At 52.8% G+C, this 17,484-nt stretch carries 15 protein-coding genes and 3 tRNA genes; 16 read left to right on the top strand and 2 right to left on the bottom strand.

Translation table 11 applies throughout. The features are described 5' to 3' along the window. Positions 1–164: 164 nt before the first annotated feature. The 10 genes from serC to G367_RS0111910 all read left to right on the top strand — a co-directional run bounded on the left by serC (position 165) and on the right by G367_RS0111910 (position 10,513). Complete coding sequence (gene serC / locus G367_RS0111955; RefSeq protein WP_020413364.1) at positions 165–1,244, top strand: 3-phosphoserine/phosphohydroxythreonine transaminase; 1,080 nt, start codon at positions 165–167, stop codon at positions 1,242–1,244. Between the two features lie 53 nt (positions 1,245–1,297). Continuing rightward, positions 1,298–2,401 (top strand): prephenate dehydratase, encoded by a 1,104-nt coding sequence (pheA, locus tag G367_RS0111950; protein ID WP_020413363.1) that lies wholly within the window; start codon positions 1,298–1,300, stop codon positions 2,399–2,401. Then, the gene (locus G367_RS0111945; RefSeq protein ID WP_020413362.1) at positions 2,401–4,632 is read left to right on the top strand and encodes a bifunctional prephenate dehydrogenase/3-phosphoshikimate 1-carboxyvinyltransferase; all 2,232 of its coding nucleotides are present in this window, start codon (positions 2,401–2,403) and stop codon (positions 4,630–4,632) included. The genes pheA and G367_RS0111945 overlap by 1 nt, the downstream gene beginning before the upstream one ends. Positions 4,633–4,694: 62 nt before the next feature. Further along, complete coding sequence (gene cmk, locus G367_RS0111940) at positions 4,695–5,384, top strand: (d)CMP kinase (RefSeq protein WP_020413361.1); 690 nt, start codon at positions 4,695–4,697, stop codon at positions 5,382–5,384. 168 nt (positions 5,385–5,552) lie between these two features. After that, the gene (rpsA, locus tag G367_RS0111935) at positions 5,553–7,232 is read left to right on the top strand and encodes a 30S ribosomal protein S1 (protein WP_020413360.1); all 1,680 of its coding nucleotides are present in this window, start codon (positions 5,553–5,555) and stop codon (positions 7,230–7,232) included. A 141-nt stretch (positions 7,233–7,373) separates the two neighbouring features. Then, on the top strand, positions 7,374–7,682 hold the full coding sequence (gene ihfB, locus G367_RS0111930; RefSeq protein WP_020413359.1) for an integration host factor subunit beta: 309 nt from the start codon (positions 7,374–7,376) through the stop codon (positions 7,680–7,682). Between the two features lie 107 nt (positions 7,683–7,789). Next, the gene (locus G367_RS0111925; RefSeq protein WP_245556689.1) at positions 7,790–8,098 is read left to right on the top strand and encodes a lipopolysaccharide assembly protein LapA domain-containing protein; all 309 of its coding nucleotides are present in this window, start codon (positions 7,790–7,792) and stop codon (positions 8,096–8,098) included. Between the two features lies 1 nt (position 8,099). Continuing rightward, positions 8,100–9,290: a lipopolysaccharide assembly protein LapB gene (lapB, locus tag G367_RS0111920; RefSeq protein ID WP_020413357.1), complete on the top strand. Its 1,191-nt coding sequence runs from the start codon at positions 8,100–8,102 to the stop codon at positions 9,288–9,290. Positions 9,291–9,350: 60 nt separating this feature from the next. Then, positions 9,351–10,061: an orotidine-5'-phosphate decarboxylase gene (pyrF, locus tag G367_RS0111915; RefSeq protein ID WP_020413356.1), complete on the top strand. Its 711-nt coding sequence runs from the start codon at positions 9,351–9,353 to the stop codon at positions 10,059–10,061. A 143-nt stretch (positions 10,062–10,204) separates the two neighbouring features. Next, complete coding sequence (locus G367_RS0111910) at positions 10,205–10,513, top strand: ComEA family DNA-binding protein (protein WP_020413355.1); 309 nt, start codon at positions 10,205–10,207, stop codon at positions 10,511–10,513. 790 nt (positions 10,514–11,303) lie between these two features. Here the strand turns inward: G367_RS0111910 and G367_RS0111905 are convergent. Both G367_RS0111905 and G367_RS0111900 read right to left on the bottom strand, forming a co-directional pair. Beyond that, positions 11,304–11,379, bottom strand: a tRNA-Asn gene (locus G367_RS0111905). A 46-nt stretch (positions 11,380–11,425) separates the two neighbouring features. Continuing rightward, positions 11,426–11,501, bottom strand: a tRNA-Asn gene (locus G367_RS0111900). 241 nt (positions 11,502–11,742) lie between these two features. Between G367_RS0111900 and uvrB the strand changes: the two genes are divergently transcribed. From uvrB to rplT, 6 genes are all read left to right on the top strand, one after another. After that, positions 11,743–13,749 carry an excinuclease ABC subunit UvrB gene (gene uvrB, locus G367_RS0111895; protein ID WP_040628769.1) on the top strand — a complete coding sequence of 669 codons (2,007 nt, stop codon included), beginning with the start codon at positions 11,743–11,745 and terminating at the stop codon, positions 13,747–13,749. A 161-nt stretch (positions 13,750–13,910) separates the two neighbouring features. After that, a tRNA-Val gene (locus G367_RS0111885) sits at positions 13,911–13,987 on the top strand. A gap of 107 nt (positions 13,988–14,094) precedes the next feature. Then, positions 14,095–16,023: a threonine--tRNA ligase gene (gene thrS / locus G367_RS0111880; protein WP_020413353.1), complete on the top strand. Its 1,929-nt coding sequence runs from the start codon at positions 14,095–14,097 to the stop codon at positions 16,021–16,023. 21 nt (positions 16,024–16,044) lie between these two features. After that, the gene (gene infC, locus G367_RS0111875; protein ID WP_083922723.1) at positions 16,045–16,590 is read left to right on the top strand and encodes a translation initiation factor IF-3; all 546 of its coding nucleotides are present in this window, start codon (positions 16,045–16,047) and stop codon (positions 16,588–16,590) included. Positions 16,591–16,737: 147 nt separating this feature from the next. After that, positions 16,738–16,932: a 50S ribosomal protein L35 gene (rpmI, locus tag G367_RS0111870; RefSeq protein WP_020413351.1), complete on the top strand. Its 195-nt coding sequence runs from the start codon at positions 16,738–16,740 to the stop codon at positions 16,930–16,932. A gap of 36 nt (positions 16,933–16,968) precedes the next feature. Next, the gene (gene rplT, locus G367_RS0111865) at positions 16,969–17,328 is read left to right on the top strand and encodes a 50S ribosomal protein L20 (protein ID WP_020413350.1); all 360 of its coding nucleotides are present in this window, start codon (positions 16,969–16,971) and stop codon (positions 17,326–17,328) included. Positions 17,329–17,484 lie beyond the last annotated feature (156 nt).

Below are 17,484 nucleotides of genomic sequence, written 5' to 3'. Positions count from 1 at the left end.
ACCGCTCCAGACCACTAAGAAAGGCTGCGTTTATCGCGGCCTTTCTTGCCTTTGGCTCCCACGAAAAACGCTAAAGGCGCGATATCTATCCCCCTGAATGGCAATTTGTGCGTAGACACATCTAGTTGTATTTGAAACCTTTTTTGTATTGTGGAAATCAGCTCATGAGGAAGTTTAATTTCTGTGCAGGCCCTGCCGCTTTGCCGCAGCCCGTACTGGAGCAGGCGCAAAGGGAGTTGCTCGATTGGCAAGGGCTCGGTTGCTCTGTAATGGAGGTCAGCCACCGCTCTCCAGAGTTTGTTGAGGTGGCTGAGCGGGCCGAACAGGACCTCCGCGATCTGCTCAGTGTGCCGAGCAACTACAAAGTATTGTTTCTTCAGGGTGGTGCAACTGGGCAGTTCAGTGCCGTGCCCTGGAATCTTCTCGGCGCTGGGTCTACCAAGGCCGATTTTATTCATTCAGGTCACTGGGCGGCCAAGGCGATTAAAGAGGCTCGTCGCTACGGTGAGGTCAATGTAGTGGCTTCCAGTGAGGATCGAAATTTCAGCTATGTGCCAGCTGCAGACAGTTGGCAGCAAACGGAAGGGGCCGCATATCTACACTACACGCCGAATGAAACGATTGGCGGTGTGGAGTTTGATTATGTGCCGGAGGTGGATTGCCCGCTGGTGGCTGATATGTCCTCGACTATTTTGTCGCAACCTATTGAGGTGGAGAACTTCGGTGTAATTTATGCCGGCGCACAGAAAAATATTGGTCCTTCAGGTATTGCCGTAGCCGTGATTCGTGATGATTTGCTCGATCGTTCAATGGAAAATATCCCCCGCAGTTTGAGCTGGAAGGTGGCTGCTGATGCGGGCTCTATGGATAACACGCCGCCTACTTTTGCCTGGTATCTGTCAGGCCTGGTTTTCCAATGGCTGAAGGCTCAGGGTGGTGTTGAGGAGATGGCAAAGCAGGCTGATGCAAAATCCAAAATGCTCTACAACTTCTTGGATAGCAGCGACTTTTTCTCCAGTCCGGTAGAGGTGGGTAGTCGTTCGCGTATGAATGTGCCTTTCGTATTGGCAGACGCCAGTCTTGATAAATTATTCCTGGAGGAATCCCAAGCTGCTGGACTGTTAAGTTTGAAGGGGCATCGCTCGGTCGGCGGCATGCGCGCTTCTCTATATAACGCTGTTCCTCTGGAAGCGGTGGAGGCTTTGGTGGCATTTATGGCGGACTTTGAGGCTCGCCGGGGTTAAGTGTCGGAAAGGATAAATAATACTGATGAATTCACGGAAAAGTAGATAGGCGAATGACAGAGGAAACTACTAGTGGCGACCAGCGCTTATTAGAGCTGCGCAACCGTATAGATGGCATTGATGCCGAGATCGCCCAGCTTATTAGTGAGCGGGCGCGCTGTGCGCTGGAGGTTGCAGAGGTGAAAAAGGCAACTGGTGAAGACGCGCTGTATTATCGGCCCGAGAGGGAGGCGCAGGTGTTGCGCAAGGCTATGGAGCGCAATCCAGGGCCCTTGACCAATGAGGAAATGGCGCGATTGTTCCGTGAAATTATGTCAGCCTGCCTCGCGTTAGAAGAGCCGGTCAAGGTGGCTTATCTGGGGCCAGAGGGTACTTTTACCCAGCAGGCCGCATTGAAGCATTTTGGCAACTCGGCCAAAAGCCGCCCGCTCGCCGCTATCGATGAAGTGTTTCGAGAGGTGGAAGCGGGGGCGGTGAGCTATGGCGTGGTGCCCGTTGAGAATTCTACCGAGGGTGTGATCAACCACACTCTGGACAACTTCATGAATTCCAATCTGAGTATTTGCGGAGAGGTGGAATTGCGGATTCACCATCACTTGATGATCTCGGATGTAACACGGCCTGAGTCAATCACCCGTATTTATTCCCATGCGCAAAGTCTGGCGCAGTGCCGCAAATGGCTTGATGCCCATTACCCCAATGTGGAGCGGGTGGCTGTGTCCAGCAATGCTGATGCGGCCAAACGAGTTAAGGGGGAGTGGAATACTGCGGCGATTGCCGGTGACATGGCGGCTGATTTGTACGGCCTGAAGGTTCTTTCGGAAAAGATTGAGGACCGCCCGGACAACTCCACCCGCTTTCTGATTATTGGTACGCAGCAGGTTCCAGTCAGCGGGGATGATAAGACCTCCCTGATGGTATCCATGCGCAACGAGCCAGGTGCATTGCATGATCTTCTGGAACCGTTCCGTCGCTACAGTATCGACTTGACCCGTGTGGAAACCCGCCCGTCTCAATCAGGTAACTGGACTTATGTGTTCTTTATTGATTTTAAAGGCCACCGGGATGCAGATGGAATCTCTGCAGCCTTGAGAGAGGTTGGGGCTTGTGCCTCCGACTTGAAGGTGCTGGGCTCCTATCCGCGCGGTGTACTCTGATGGAGCAAGAGCAAATTGGCCGGCTGCTGGTTATTGGGGTTGGCCTTATTGGTGGAAGTTTTGCTCTGGCGCTAAAGGCAGCAGGTGCCTGCCGGGAGGTTATTGGTGTTGCTCCTAACGCTGAAACCTGTGAGCAGGCTAGAAGGCTGGGCATTGTCGACCGAGCCAGTACCCGTCTCGAGGAAGTACTACCCGAGCTTGAGCCTGGCGACCTGGTTTTTGTCGCGGTACCCACGCTTGCGGTGGAGTCGGTGTTTGCTCAACTTAAAGGGGCCTTGCCAAATGGGGTAACCGCTACAGATGCTGCCAGCGTTAAGGGTAGTGTGGTAGTTGCGGCAAAAAAGGTATGGGGGCGAATGCCCGATTTCCTGGTTCCGGGCCACCCTATTGCCGGGTCAGAGAAAAGTGGCGTGACAGCGGCCAGGGATGATCTTTATCGCGATCATCGGGTTATTCTTACTCCGCTGCCGGAAACCGATACGAGTCATTTGCAGCTGGTGGAGCTGGCTTGGCAGGCGGCTGGTGCTGAAGTGCTTAAAATGCCAGTGGAGGAGCATGATGAGGTATTGGCGGCGACCAGCCACCTTCCTCATGTCATCGCTTTTAGTCTCGTGGACACTCTTGCGCACGATGCAGAAAATGAAAATATTTTTCGCTATGCAGCCGGTGGTTTTCGCGACTTCACTCGAATTGCCTCCAGTGACCCGGTCATGTGGCGAGATATTATGCTGGCTAACCGGGATGCCATTTTAAAGGCAATCGATCTCTACAGTCTCAATCTCTCATCTTTACGTAGTGCCATTGCCTCCGGCGATAGTGCGGCGCTGATGGGTGTCTTCACCCGAGCCAAAGCGGCCCGGGATCACTTTACAAAAATGTTGGCGAAACAAGCGTATTCAGATTCTATGCAAGCACAGGAAATTACTTTTATTGCACAGCCTGCTGCCAAGGTCACAGGCAAGTTCCGGGTACCTGGAGATAAGTCGATGTCACACCGTTCCATTATGCTGGGCTCCCTGGCAGAAGGGGTGACGCAGGTGGAGGGTTTCCTTGAAGGGGAGGACGCGCTGGCGACTTTACAGGCTTTTCGTGATATGGGAGTGGTGATAGAGGGGCCGCACGATGGTCGGGTAATTATCCACGGCGTGGGTATGCGCGGATTGAAGGCACCTCCGGGGCCCTTGTACTTGGGTAATTCAGGTACCTCCATGCGGCTGCTGGCGGGACTGCTTGCCGGGCAGGACTTTGATGTGACCCTTACAGGCGATGAGTCTCTCTCCAAGCGCCCCATGAATAGGGTGGCCAATCCGTTGCGGGAGATGGGTGCAAATATTGAAACCGGGCCGGAAGGGCGCCCACCGCTTTTGATCAAAGGCGGTAGCCAGCTGGCAGGGGTCAACTACCCGTTGCCGATGGCTAGTGCCCAGGTGAAATCCGCTGTGCTCCTCGCTGGGCTCTACGCTGATGGCGAAACCTCTACTGTGGAACCGGCGCCTACCCGAGATCATACCGAGCGTATGTTGCAAGGTTTTGGGTATGTAGTAGAGCGAAACGGCGCTAAGGCAAGTGTTTGTGGCGGAGGGGCTTTGGCGGCCTGCCGTATTGATGTGCCAGCAGATATCTCTTCCGCTGCTTTCTTTATGGTGGCAGCGGCTATCTCTCCTGGTTCAGATATTGTGCTGGAGCATGTGGGGATCAACCCGACGCGAGACGGCGTAATAAGTATTTTGCGGGCTATGGGGGCTGATATTGAGCTCGAAAATGCACGAGAGGTGGGTGGAGAGCCAGTAGCGGACATACGGATTCGCTATGCCCCACTGCAAGGCATTCGCATTCCAGAAGACCTGGTGCCACTGGCTATTGATGAGTTTCCGGCTCTGTTTATTGCCGCTGCGTGTGCAGAGGGAGAGACTGTGCTGACCGGGGCAGAGGAATTGCGTGTTAAAGAGAGCGACCGCATTCAGGCAATGGCGAATGGGTTGGCGGCGCTGGGGGTGTCGGCCAGGGCAACCCCAGATGGTATTGTGATTCAGGGTACTGGCGAGAAAAACGTATTCTCTGGTGGGACAGTTGATAGCCTGGGGGACCACCGTATTGCCATGGCCTTTGCAGTGGCATCATTGCGCGCAAAAGATACAATCCGCATCCTTCATTGCGCCAACGTGGCTACCTCATTTCCAAATTTTGCCGAACTGGCGACGGAGGCTGGCTTAAAGCTTCAGTTGGCTTAGGGGGAATTTGGAAACCTCGCAGTTCGCGCAGTTATTTCAGAAGTAGAGTTTTATTAGAAGATATGAGTGATTCGAACAGGCTGCCGCCGGTAGTCACAATTGATGGCCCTAGTGGCTCGGGGAAGGGCACTATAGCCAAGCTGCTGGCGGACCGCCTGGGCTTTACCTTGCTTGATTCTGGCGCCCTGTATAGGGCTGCGGCTCTGGCTGCTCTTGATAAGGGGGTAGACCTGGCTGATGAGGGGGCGCTCACTCAGGTGGCAAAGGCCTTGGATGTTCACTTTGCTGTGAGTGAGGGTAAGCTGCGGGTGGTTCTTGATGGGCGCGAGGTCACTGATGATATTCGGATGGAGCGGGTTAGTATGGCTGCATCATCTGTGGCTGCAATTCCTGGAGTGAGGGCCGCTTTATTGCAGCGGCAGCGAGATTTTCGTCTGTCTCCCGGCCTGGTTGCAGATGGCAGGGATATGGGGACTACGGTGTTTCCTGACGCGCCAGTCAAAGTATTCCTGACAGCCAGTGCCGAGGAGCGCGCCAGGCGTCGCGAGGCGCAGTTGCGGGAGAGGGGTGTTTCTGTTAGCCTCCGCGACCTGCTGGAGGACATCCGTGCCCGCGATGCACAGGATATGAATAGAAAAGCCTCTCCCCTGGCTCCCGCTGAGGATGCGGTAGAGCTCGATAGCACAGGGGTGGGTATCGATGAAGTTCTCCAAAAGGTGCTCGATTTGATACAGGATCGAATTTCGTCCTGAAGTTTGAGCAGCACATAGTTTACTAACGATAACGGCCGGGATCAGCCAGAATTGCCCGGCCGTTGTTGTAATCCGACCCGCGTGCTGGCAACGCGGTTGGGGTCACGGCTGGCGGTTGACTAAACTCAACAGTTACCAACGGCTGGGCCCAGCACTATAGGTAATGTAATGAGCGAGAGCTTTGCTGAACTATTTGAAGAGAGCCTGAAAAGCGTTGAAATGGCACCGGGCGCTATTGTAACCGGTGTTGTAATTGACGTAGACAAAGACTGGGTAACCGTTCACGCGGGCCTGAAGTCTGAAGGTGTTATCCCTGCCGCACAGTTCGCCAATGACAAGGGCGAAGTTGAGCTGCAGGTGGGCGACGAAGTACAGGTTGCCCTGGAAGCTGTGGAAGACGGTTTCGGTGAAACCCGTCTGTCCCGTGAAAAAGCCAAGCGCGCTGAAGCCTGGAAAATCCTCGACGCAGCCCACGCAGCTGACGAAGTGGTTAAAGGTGTTATCAGTGGCAAGGTTAAGGGTGGCTTTACTGTTGACGTTGCCAATATCCGCGCATTCCTGCCCGGCTCTCTGGTTGATGTTCGTCCGGTTCGCGACACCGCGCACCTGGAAGGTAAAGAGCTCGAGTTCAAAGTTATCAAGCTGGACTCCAAGCGTAACAACGTTGTTGTTTCCCGTCGCGCGGTAATGGAAGCTGCGACTTCCGAAGAGCGTGAAGCACTGCTGGAAAGCCTGCAGGAAGGCATGAGCATCAAGGGTATCGTGAAGAACCTGACCGATTATGGTGCTTTCGTGGACCTGGGCGGTATCGATGGCCTGCTGCACATCACCGATATGGCTTGGAAGCGCATCAAGCATCCGAGCGAGATCGTGAACGTTGGCGACGAGATCGAAGTAAAAGTATTGAAGTTCGATCGTGAGCGCAGCCGTGTATCCCTGGGCCTGAAGCAGTTGGGCGAAGATCCTTGGGTATCCATCAAGCAGCGTTACCCAGAAAACAGCCGCGTGAAGGCGGTTGTAACCAACCTGACCGACTACGGCTGCTTCGCCGAGCTGGAAGAAGGTGTGGAAGGTCTGGTACACGTTTCCGAAATGGATTGGACCAACAAGAACATCCACCCGTCCAAAGTTGTCCAGGTGGGCGACGAGGTAGAGGTGATGATCCTGGATATCGACGAAGAGCGTCGTCGTATCTCCCTGGGTATCAAGCAGTGCCAGGAAAACCCGTGGGATGCCTTTGCGCGTAAATTCGCTAAGGGTGACAAGATCTCCGGTAAGATCAAGTCCATCACTGATTTCGGTATCTTTATCGGTCTCGACGGCAGCATCGACGGTCTGGTGCACCTGTCCGACATCTCCTGGAACGAAGCTGGCGAAGAAGCCGTACGCAAGTTCAAGAAAGGCGACGAAATCGAGACTGTTATCCTGGGTATCGACTCCGAGCGCGAGCGCATCTCCCTGGGTATCAAGCAGCTGGAGTCCGATCCGTTCTCCGACTACGTTTCTACCAGCGACCGCGGCAGCATCGTTGTAGGTACTGTTAAGGAAGTTGATGCTAAGCAGGCAGTAATCACCCTGGCGAACGAAGTAGAAGGCGTTCTGCGCGCTTCTGAAATCAGCCGCGATAAGGTTGAAGATGCTCGCAATGTCCTGAAAGAAGGTGAAGAGGTAGAAGCTAAGATCACCAGTGTGGATCGCAAGAACCGTGTGATCAGCCTGTCTATCAAAGCCAAAGACCAGGATGACGAGAAGCAAGCTATCAAGGATCACAGTAAGAAGCAGTCTGAGCAGGTTCAGCCCGCTACTATCGGTGACCTGATCAAGGCGCAGATGAACAACAAAGACTAATTATCTTTGATTGTTTAGAGCTCCAGATGAAGCATTTGGAGTGACCCGAAAGCCGGACTGGGGTTGCCCAGTCCGGCTTTCTATTAGATGATTGCTGCTCTACTCCAAAATAATCAATGACTTAGAAAGGTTGCGGGGCACATGACCAAATCCGAACTGATCGAAAGGATTGCGTTGAGGTTGGATCAGCTGCCGGTAAAGGATGTAGAGCTGGCAGTCAAAGTTATGTTGGACTCCATGTCTGACGCGCTCTCCCAGGGTGAGCGGATAGAAATACGAGGTTTTGGTAGTTTTTCATTACATTACCGGGCACCACGTACAGGGCGGAACCCTAAAACCGGGGATGCCGTGGACTTGGCGGGCAAATATGTTCCTCACTTCAAGCCTGGTAAGGAACTGCGCGACAGAGTCAATCGGAGTATGCACGATGAGGCAGGGATCGGGGTATGATTACACCTCGGCAGCGGCTGATTGTGATTCGCTCTGCATCATGTGATTTTCCTGAATAGTCTCTGTGGCTTCTTAATAAAGCTATCTAGTGGAACGTGGAGGTTCCCTTGTCATTCTTGCGTTGGTTGATGCACGTTTTTCTTGGCTTTGTGGCCCTTCTGTGTGTCGCCCTCGGCATCTATATATCAGTGGAAAATCCCCAAATTATTTCACCGGTTATCGCAGGGTACTCCCCATTTTCTGGCAGTGTGGGAGTTTGGCTTATCGCAATGCTGCTTTTGGGGATTTTGCTGGGAGTTTTGGCTAGCCTGCTACCTCTCTTTACGCAGCGTCGCCGGGTAAGGGGGTTGAGTAGACAGTTAAAGAAAATGGAGCGAGAGCTTCAGGCTGCTCACCGCAAGGTATCCGGAGACTGATTTGCTCGATTTCGCCTATTTCTTTTTCCTGCTGGCAGCCATCGCCATAGGCTGGATGCTGGGGCGAGGCAGCTCCAAAAAGAAGCCGGACTTCAGCGAGCAGGAAGAATCCCTGGCTCGCTCCTATGCGCAGGGGCTGAATTACCTGCTCAGCGAACACCACGACGATAGTATTGATAAATTTATTGACTCGCTTGAGGTCAGCCCGGCCACTTTTGATACCCATTTGGCATTGGGGAATCTTTTGAGAAGGCGGGGTGAGTACGATCAGGCAATAAGAGTGCACCAAAATTTGTTGGCGCGTCCCAGTCTATCCAGGCAGAGTCAGCATAAGGCTCAATTTGAACTGGCTTGTGATTATATTGCTGCGGGGTGGCTCGACCGTGCTGAACGCCTGCTGCAGGAACTGGTAGAAACTTCCCAGGAGCTGCGTACAACCAGTCTTGAGCACTTAGTAGAAGTCTATCGGGATGAGCGCGAGTGGGCCAAAGCAATTCATGCCGTCAACTTGTTGCATGGCCGCCGATTTAAGCGCTTATCTGCTGATTGGGCGCCAGTGCAGGCACATTTTTGCTGTGAGTTGGCAGAGGAGGCGATTGCTGCTAAGGACTACCTCAGTGCGCGTAAACATTTAGATGCAGCCCTGGGGTATGATCGCAGTTCAGTGCGGGCCTGTTTGCTTTGGGCGCGCCTGGAGTATCTACTCGGCAAGCAGCGTGATGCCATCAAGGTCTTGCAGAGGATCCCCAAGCAGAGTCCTGACTATATTCCGGAGATTCTGGAGCTTCTCCTGACGTGTTATGGAGAGCTTGGTGATGGCCGAGGCCTGGATCGGTATCTGGAGTCCCTCCTAAAGGAGCACCCCTCGAATAGCGTATTAATAGCGCTGGCTGAGCGAATCCAGGAGCAGGATAGCGAAGCCGCTGCGGCAGCGTTTATGGGTAAGCAATTGGCTTTGCGCCCTTCTTTGCGAGGGCTGGGGCGTTTTCTTGATTTGTATATTGGCACGGCACAAGGTAGAGCGAGAGAGAATCTCTCCCTGTTAAAAACGCTGGTTGATCAATTGATCGCAAACCGCCCCCATTATCGATGTAGTAATTGTGGTTTTTCCGGCAATCAATTGCATTGGCTGTGCCCCAGTTGCAAGCACTGGGACTCTGTCCGTTCGGTCAAGGGTATCGAAGGTGAGTAGTTCCGGCTGCTTGTCTTTTGCTCAATCAATGTACCAATGAAATTTATATGAGGTATTTCTTTGCGCTCTCAAGTTTCCTCTCCAATCGTTGTCGCTCTCGACTATGACAATAAAGAAGCGGCCCTGGCTATGGCGGGCCAGCTTGATCCGGCCCTTTGCCGGGTAAAAGTAGGTAAAGAGCTTTTTACCATTGCTGGACCCGATGTGGTTCGGGCTCTTGTAGAGCGAGGTTTTGAGGTTTTTCTCGATTTAAAGTTTCACGATATTCCAAATACTGTGGCCTCTGCGGTGAAGGCCGCAGCGCGCCTGGGTGTCTGGATGGTCAATGTACATGCCAGTGGTGGCGAGCGCATGATGAGAGCGGCCTCTGAAGCTCTTGAAGAGTTTGGCGATAGTAAGCCACTACTAATCGGGGTAACTGTATTAACAAGTACCACTCCAGAGGAGCTGAAAGCCGCGGGAGTTGAAAAATCACTAAAAGATCATGTAGTGGGTTTGGCAGAGAAGGCCAAAGCCTGCGGTCTTGATGGGGTTGTGTGTTCTGCACGTGAAGCGAGCGCTCTTAAGCTGGCCTGTGGGCCGGAGTTTGCCTTGGTGACTCCCGGTATTCGCCCGGCTGGGAGTGATGCTGGGGATCAGCGCCGCACATTGACACCTTCTGAAGCTATTGCGGAAGGTTCTGACTATCTCGTTATTGGGCGCCCGATAACCGCATCTGCAAATCCGCTAGAGGCACTACAGGGTATTTTGACCGAAGTTTCAGGTAAGTAAGCTTTGATTACTTTGGTCGTATGTGATGTGGTGTAATTAGTACTAAGTAAGTTTGAGCTCGGCGCGTAGTTATCATGGTGCGGCTTGGGGAAGTATTGGCAGTCCCAATGTGAAACAAAAAACACTTTCACTTGGAGTCAATCATGACAAACTTTCGTGTATTACTTTCTGCTGTATTTGTACTAACTTTTGCACTTTGTCAGCCGGTGATGGTTTTTGCAGATGATGGAGAGGTTGAAGCTGCAAAACAATTGATATCAGAGGTTAATATAAACAGTGCATCAGTCGTTGAGCTGGCTGAAAAGCTGGATGGCATAGGGGAAGCTCGGGCGCAGTTAATCATAGAGTATCGTGAGAAACATGGCCCCTTTACTTCTATTGATCAGTTGTTGAATGTAAAGGGTATCGGCGCGACGACACTTAAGAAAAACAAGGAGAGGATTCGCCTTTAGTATTTGGAAAGCTGTCCATTATTAGCTATTGCCGGGCATTCAACTGGTGCCCAGTTGGGCCCGGTTTTAATTTGGGTGCGCTAGCAGGTCAGGCCTTTTACTTCGGGTTTAAGGGTTGTGTCCTGATGCTTTCCTTGGGCTTCGCTACCATGTAGTTTGCTTAGTCCTTTCTACGGCGTATCGATAGAATATTGTAAATTGTATTGGTGGTAGGCGTTAGCAGCGCCTATTGATGGGTTGGCTGCTTCCTGTTGTGTGTGTAATTGTTATCCGCTATTGCTTGTGGTTGTATCAATGCCTCTAACATAGCGGGTCGTCCGTAGGGGTTGTGGGGCAATTCATCGTGTTCATAACCCTCGCCAGAGTAAAGTATCCTTCTCGGTGTGAGTCTTTGATATCTTTTTCTGGGTTTTTATCACCCGGTGATCATGTGCGTTGCCGAGCCGAAGATTGCCTTGTACCAAAAGCCCTTCAGGTTTTACTTGGCGAGTTGCGTCAGGCCTGTTTGCGGCATGATTGCGAAGAGATCCACCGAATCTTGCGTGAGGCAGTCGGGGATTATTCGCCAAGGCAGAGTTTGGTGGATATGGCCTGGGCGCAGCGGCGTCAGGATTCTCCGCCTGAGAGCAAGGCGCCGGTTAAGCGACTTCATGAGGTGGCTAGGGCTTGCTGATGGTCAGGTCTGCGAATCGCCCTGGCGGTAGCTGGAGCTTTAATTGAGGGATAAGATTTTCAGTTTACAGTAAAGAAAAAACCCCACACAGTTTTTGTACCGTGTGGGGTTTTTGTTTGGCTCCGCCTGCTGGGCTCGAACCAGCGACCCAATGATTAACAGTCATTTGCTCTACCAACTGAGCTAAGGCGGAATTTAATCTAATTTGTATAGCGCAAATTAAGCTGCGCTTAGAAATTTGGCTCCGCCTGCTGGGCTCGAACCAGCGACCCAATGATTAACAGTCATTTGCTCTACCAACTGAGCTAAGGCGGAATTTCTTAACGGCTGTGCCGTTGAGATGGCGCGTATATTATAGAGCACTTTTGGGCAGGTCAACTCTTTTTTTCGATTTAACTAATTGATTTGTCAGGAAATTATTTGTTCGATTTGTACGCAAAAAGATATCGAATAATAGTGGGAGAGGTGAGGTGTGACAGGTCTTTCGGGTTTGTGGGGTCTTTGAGGAGGGCCTACAATCGCATTCTGTTTTTTGGATTGATGGTTGGGTGAGTGTATGGAGTCGCGTCCGTTCAAGGTAGAGAGTAACTACAGCCCGGCCGGCGATCAGCCGGTGGCAATTGAGCAGTTGGCAGAAGGGATTAATGATGGCCTTAGCCATCAGACATTGCTGGGGGTCACCGGGTCGGGCAAGACTTTCACTATGGCCAACATTATTGAGCGCCTGCAGCGTCCGGCGATAGTGATGGCTCACAACAAGACACTGGCTGCCCAGCTTTACGGTGAGTTCAAAGAGTTCTTCCCCAAGAATGCTGTAGAGTACTTCGTCTCCTACTACGACTACTATCAGCCCGAAGCTTACGTGCCATCCTCGGATACCTTTATAGAGAAGGATGCGTCGGTAAACGAGCATATTGAGCAGATGCGCCTTTCCGCCACCAAAGCCCTGATTGAGCGGCGAGACGTGGTAGTGGTTGCTACAGTGTCAGCTATTTATGGTTTGGGAGACCCGGATAAGTACCTCAAGATGGTACTGCACCTGGATCGTGGTGACCTGGTCGATCAACGTACAATTCTGCGCCGACTGGCGGAGCTGCAATACACTCGTAACGATGCCGACTTCCGCCGTGCGACCTACCGTGTACGCGGCGATATCATCGATATCTACCCGGCAGATTCCGATATGGAAGCGGTGCGCCTCTCCTTGTTTGATGAGGAGATTGAAGATATTACCCTGTTTGACCCCCTTACTGGTGAACAGCTCAAGAAGGTTCCCCGGGTCACTATCTTCCCGAAGTCTCACTATGTAACCCCTCGGGAAACCATCGTCAGTGCTATTGATCACATCAAGGAAGAGCTGCGGGTGCGCCTTGATCAGTTGCGCGGTAACAATAAATTATTGGAAGCCCAGCGGCTGGATCAGCGCACCCGGTATGACCTGGAGATGATGCAGGAGCTGGGTTACTGCAATGGCGTAGAGAACTATTCCCGCTACCTGTCCGGGCGTGATGCCGGCCAGCCGCCACCCACATTGTTTGATTATTTGCCCCATGACTCCCTGCTGTTTATTGATGAAAGCCATGTAACCGTCCCGCAGATTGGCGGCATGTACCGGGGGGATCGCTCGCGTAAAGAGACCCTGGTGGAATACGGTTTCCGCCTCCCCTCCGCCCTGGATAACCGCCCCCTGAAGTTTGAAGAGTGGGAGCACCTGGCTCCGCAGACGGTATTTGTCTCGGCGACACCGGGGCCCTACGAGGGTGATCACGCAGGGCAGGTGGTCGAGCAGGTAGTGCGGCCAACCGGGCTTGTTGACCCAGAGGTGGAGATTCGCCCGGCCCAAACCCAGGTGGATGATGCCCTGTCAGAGATTCACCGCTGCGCAGATGCAGACCAGCGAGTCCTTATTACCGTGCTGACCAAGCGAATGGCCGAGGATTTGACTGAGTATCTGGCTGAGAATGGGGTGCGTGTACGCTACCTGCATTCTGATATTGATACCGTAGAGCGGGTAGAGATTATTCGGGATCTTCGTATTGGTGAATTTGATGTATTGGTGGGTATTAACCTTCTGCGAGAAGGTCTGGATATGCCTGAAGTAGCGCTGGTAGCCATCTTTGATGCAGATAAGGAAGGCTTTCTGCGTTCAGATCGCTCGTTGATCCAGACTATTGGCCGCGCGGCGCGTAACCTTGAGGGGCGGGCTATTCTATATGCGGATAAGGTGACAGGCTCTATGGAACGGGCTCTTGAGGAGACCCGCCGCCGCCGTGAGAAGCAGCTCGCCTTTAACCAAGAGCATGGCATTACCCCCAAAGGGATTCGCAAAAGTGTGGCGGACATTCTTGAAGGAGCTGTGGCGCCCGGCGTACCGAAAAGCAAGCGTAAGGTGGCCGAAGGGAAGGGTGCTTATAAAGTTGATGCCAAGCCGTTGTCTGACAAGCAGCGCTGGGCGCGAATCAGTGAGCTTGAAGAGCAGATGTACGAGCACGCCAAGAACCTGGAGTTTGAATCCGCAGCCAAATTGCGCGATGAGATTTCCCGTCTGAAGGAGGCGGAATAGGTGAATGCCGGGCTGTATTCTGCAATCGGCTCAGCCCGATTTGCAGGGTTCACGGCCTTAATTTTAATCACACAAAAGTTCAGTAAGTTGTTGAAAACACTGAAAAGCGGTGCTAAAGTTCGCGCTCTTCGCAGCACTGGGTTCCCCCGCTGCAGAGTTTTAGACCCGTAGCTCAGTTGGTTAGAGCGCTGCCTTGACATGGCAGAGGTCAGCGGTTCAAATCCGCTCGGGTCTACCATCTATAAAGGATGGCTGGCCCATCCGGATCAATAGTTCCATGAACGATTTCATGGATAGTTTCATGCGGTCTTTGGTAGGGATCGCCACTGAGAGAAAGGACATACAATGCTCGTTGTTACTCTCCCCGACGGTTCCCGTCGAGAATTTTCCGCCCCGGTTTCCGTACACGATGTTGCTGCAGATATCGGTCCAGGTTTGGCCAAAGCTGCACTTGCCGGTGTAGTTGACGGTAAAGAAGTTGATACCAGCTACATCATCGATCGCGATGTAAATCTGGCTATCATCACAGATCGTCAGCCGGAAGGCCTGGAAGTGATCCGTCACTCCGCCGCACACTTGCTGGCACAGGCGGTAAAGCAGTTGTACCCCACCGCCCAGGTCACTATTGGCCCGGTTATTGAAGATGGGTTCTACTACGACTTCGCCTACGAGCGTCAGTTTACGCCAGAGGATCTTGAGAAGATCGAAGAGCGAATGGAAGTGCTGGTCAAGGAAAATATTCCGGTTACCCGCCGCTTGATGCCCCGCAAAGAAGCGGTGAAATACTTCCGCGATATGGGCGAAGAGTACAAGGCTGAGATTATCGACAGCATTCCCAGCGATGAAGATATCTCTTTATATCGCCAGGGTGATTTCGAAGATCTGTGTCGCGGACCACACGTGCCCTCCACTGGAAGGCTGAAAGCCTTCAAGTTAACCAAAGTGGCCGGTGCCTACTGGCGCGGTGACTCCAACAATGAAATGTTGACCCGTGTTTACGGCACCGCCTGGGCCAACAAAAAAGAATTGAAGGCTTACCTGCGTCGTATTGAAGAGGCAGAGAAGCGCGACCACCGCAAGCTGGCAAAGAAATATGACCTCTTCCATATCCAGGAAGAGGCGCCCGGCATGGTGTTCTGGCATCCGAACGGCTGGACTATTTACAGCACTATCGAGCAATACATGCGTCGTCGCCAGCGCGAATTCGGCTACAAAGAAATCAAAACCCCGCAGCTGGTGGATTTCAGCCTGTGGCGCAAGTCCGGTCATGCGGACAAATTTGCCGATGACATGTTCACCCTCACCAGTGAGGAGCGTCAGTTCGCCATCAAACCGATGAACTGCCCCTGTCACGTACAGGTGTTCAATCAGGGCCTGCGCAGCTATCGAGACCTGCCGCTGCGCCTGGCGGAGTTTGGTTCCTGTCATCGCAGCGAGCCTTCCGGTTCCCTGCATGGTCTGATGCGCGTGCGCGGTTTTGTACAGGATGATGGCCATATCTTCTGTAGCGAAGATCAGATCCAGTCAGAGGTTTCTGACTTTATGGATCTGCTGCACTCCGTGTACAAAGACTTTGGCTTTAATGATGTTATTTACCGTCTCTCCACTCGCCCGGAGAAGCGTGTAGGTTCCGATGAAAGCTGGGATAAGGCGGAGAAAGCCCTGGCCGATGCGCTGGATGCCGCGGGCCTGCCCTGGGAAGAGCTGCCGGGTGAAGGCGCCTTCTACGGACCCAAGATTGAATTCTCCCTGAAAGACTGTCTCGGCCGTGTATGGCAGTGCGGCACCATTCAGGTGGACTTCTCTATGCCGGGCCGTCTGGATGCACAATATGTTGCTGAAGATGGTTCGCGCCAGTCGCCGGTAATGTTGCACCGCGCAGCCCTGGGTTCCTTCGAGCGCTTTATCGGAATTCTGATTGAACACTACGAAGGTGCATTCCCCACCTGGCTGGCACCGCAGCAGGTGGCGATCATGAATATCACCGATCGCCAGGCTGATTATTGTCGCGATTTGCAAGCCCGCCTGAGTGAGCAGCAATACCGCGCCACAGCTGACTTGAGAAACGAGAAGATCGGCTTTAAAATCCGCGAGCACACGCTTCAGCGTGTTCCTTATCTGCTGGTGATCGGCGATAAGGAAGTGGAAAGTCAGACTGTGGCTGTTCGCACCCGTAGCGGTGAAGATCTGGGAACCATGACGTATGAGTCATTCCTTGAGATCCTTGAGCAGGACGTTAGTCGTCGCGGTCGTTTGACAGAAGATAATGCATAACAACTTGGCAACTGGGAGACCATAGCTATTAAACGAGACACTAAGGGACGGTCCAAAAAGGCCCGCATAAATGATCAGATTGAAGCGTCAGAACTCCGCCTGATAGGTGCTGATGGCGAGCAGGTGGGCATTGTCTCCCTGGAGGAGGCGCTCGAGGCTGCGCAACAGGCCAGCCTGGATCTCGTTGAAATTGCCCCGGACTCCACGCCGATAGTCTGTAAGATCATGGACTATGGCAAGCACGTATTCGAGGCCAAGAAAGCCAAGAATGCCGCCAAGAAGAAACAGAAGCAGCAACAGATCAAGGAAATGAAATTCCGCCCGGGCACCGATATCGGTGACTACCAGATCAAGCTGCGCAATCTCGTCCGCTTCCTGGAAGCGGGTGACAAAGCCAAAGTATCCCTGCGCTTCCGTGGCCGTGAAATGGCCCACCAGGAGCTGGGTATGGAAATGATGCAGCGCATCGAGAAGGACCTGGAAGAGCTGGCCATTGTAGAGCAGCGACCCAAAATGGAAGGTCGCCAGATGCTGATGGTTCTTGCTCCTAGCAAAAAGAAAAAGTGAGGTTTGGGGAAGTCATTCCCGAGGTCTCCTTTTGAGAAGTGGTTGGGCGACGGCTGCCTCCCCACTCTCGCAGTGCCGATAACCCCGGTTATCGGCAGTTACTAAAGGTGCCTGTTTTACAGGCGAATATTCACTTTGGAGTACAAAATGCCGAAAGCAAAGACTCATAGTGGCGCTGCCAAGCGCTTCAAGAAGACGGCTGCGGGCTACAAGCACAAGCACGCTAACAAGAGCCACATCCTCACCAAGATGACCACCAAGCGTAAGCGTCAGCTGCGTGGCACCCAGACTATGAACAAGTCTGATGCCGGTCTGGTCGATCGTATGTTGCGCGCCAAGTAATTGGTCCAAATCGCAAAGGTTTAAGAGGATAGAAGTATGGCCCGTGTTAAACGTGGTGTAGAGGCGCGTCGTCGTCACAAGAAGATTCTGAAGCAGGCTAAAGGTTACTACGGTGCGCGTTCTCGCGTATTCCGCGTTGCCAAGCAGGCAGTTATTAAAGCTGGTCAGTATGCATACCGTGACCGTCGCGTTAAGAAGCGTAACTTCCGCGCTCTGTGGATTACCCGTATTAACGCCCAGTCCCGTGCAGAAGGCCTGAGCTACAGCCGCCTGATCGCAGGTCTGAAGAAAGCGGACATCGCACTGGATCGCCGTGTACTGGCTGATCTGGCTGTTTACGATAAAGCCGCTTTTGCTGCCGTAGTTGAAAAAGCTAAGGCAGCCCTGGCAGCGTAAGCTGTCACTTCAGTTGTAAAACTGAATACTTAAAATAGGGAAGGGCTGTAGCGGCCCTTCCCTATTTTTTTATGGGGTTTCCGCTATTTTTTACCGGTGGCGGTACCTGGGGTAGACCCCTCCGGTGCAGAGAGCACCGGCCGAACAAAGCAGAAA

Origin of the sequence: Microbulbifer variabilis ATCC 700307, assembly GCF_000380565.1 — a bacterium.
GTDB lineage: Bacteria > Pseudomonadota > Gammaproteobacteria > Pseudomonadales > Cellvibrionaceae > Microbulbifer > Microbulbifer variabilis.
Note: the sequence above shows the minus strand (reverse complement) of the source record. Positions and strands in the feature narration are given on the sequence as shown.

Excerpts from the sequence above, each read along its gene's own strand:
- serC (WP_020413364.1), top strand. The coding sequence starts at position 165 with ATGAGGAAGTTTAATTTCTGTGCAGGCCCTGCCGCTTTGCCGCAGCCC.
- pheA (WP_020413363.1), top strand. The coding sequence starts at position 1,298 with ATGACAGAGGAAACTACTAGTGGCGACCAGCGCTTATTAGAGCTGCGC.
- G367_RS0111945 (WP_020413362.1), top strand. The coding sequence starts at position 2,401 with ATGGAGCAAGAGCAAATTGGCCGGCTGCTGGTTATTGGGGTTGGCCTT.
- cmk (WP_020413361.1), top strand. The coding sequence starts at position 4,695 with ATGAGTGATTCGAACAGGCTGCCGCCGGTAGTCACAATTGATGGCCCT.
- rpsA (WP_020413360.1), top strand. The coding sequence starts at position 5,553 with ATGAGCGAGAGCTTTGCTGAACTATTTGAAGAGAGCCTGAAAAGCGTT.
- ihfB (WP_020413359.1), top strand. The coding sequence starts at position 7,374 with ATGACCAAATCCGAACTGATCGAAAGGATTGCGTTGAGGTTGGATCAG.
- G367_RS0111910 (WP_020413355.1), top strand. The coding sequence starts at position 10,205 with ATGACAAACTTTCGTGTATTACTTTCTGCTGTATTTGTACTAACTTTT.
- uvrB (WP_040628769.1), top strand. The coding sequence starts at position 11,743 with ATGGAGTCGCGTCCGTTCAAGGTAGAGAGTAACTACAGCCCGGCCGGC.
- thrS (WP_020413353.1), top strand. The coding sequence starts at position 14,095 with ATGCTCGTTGTTACTCTCCCCGACGGTTCCCGTCGAGAATTTTCCGCC.
- rpmI (WP_020413351.1), top strand. The coding sequence starts at position 16,738 with ATGCCGAAAGCAAAGACTCATAGTGGCGCTGCCAAGCGCTTCAAGAAG.
- rplT (WP_020413350.1), top strand. The coding sequence starts at position 16,969 with ATGGCCCGTGTTAAACGTGGTGTAGAGGCGCGTCGTCGTCACAAGAAG.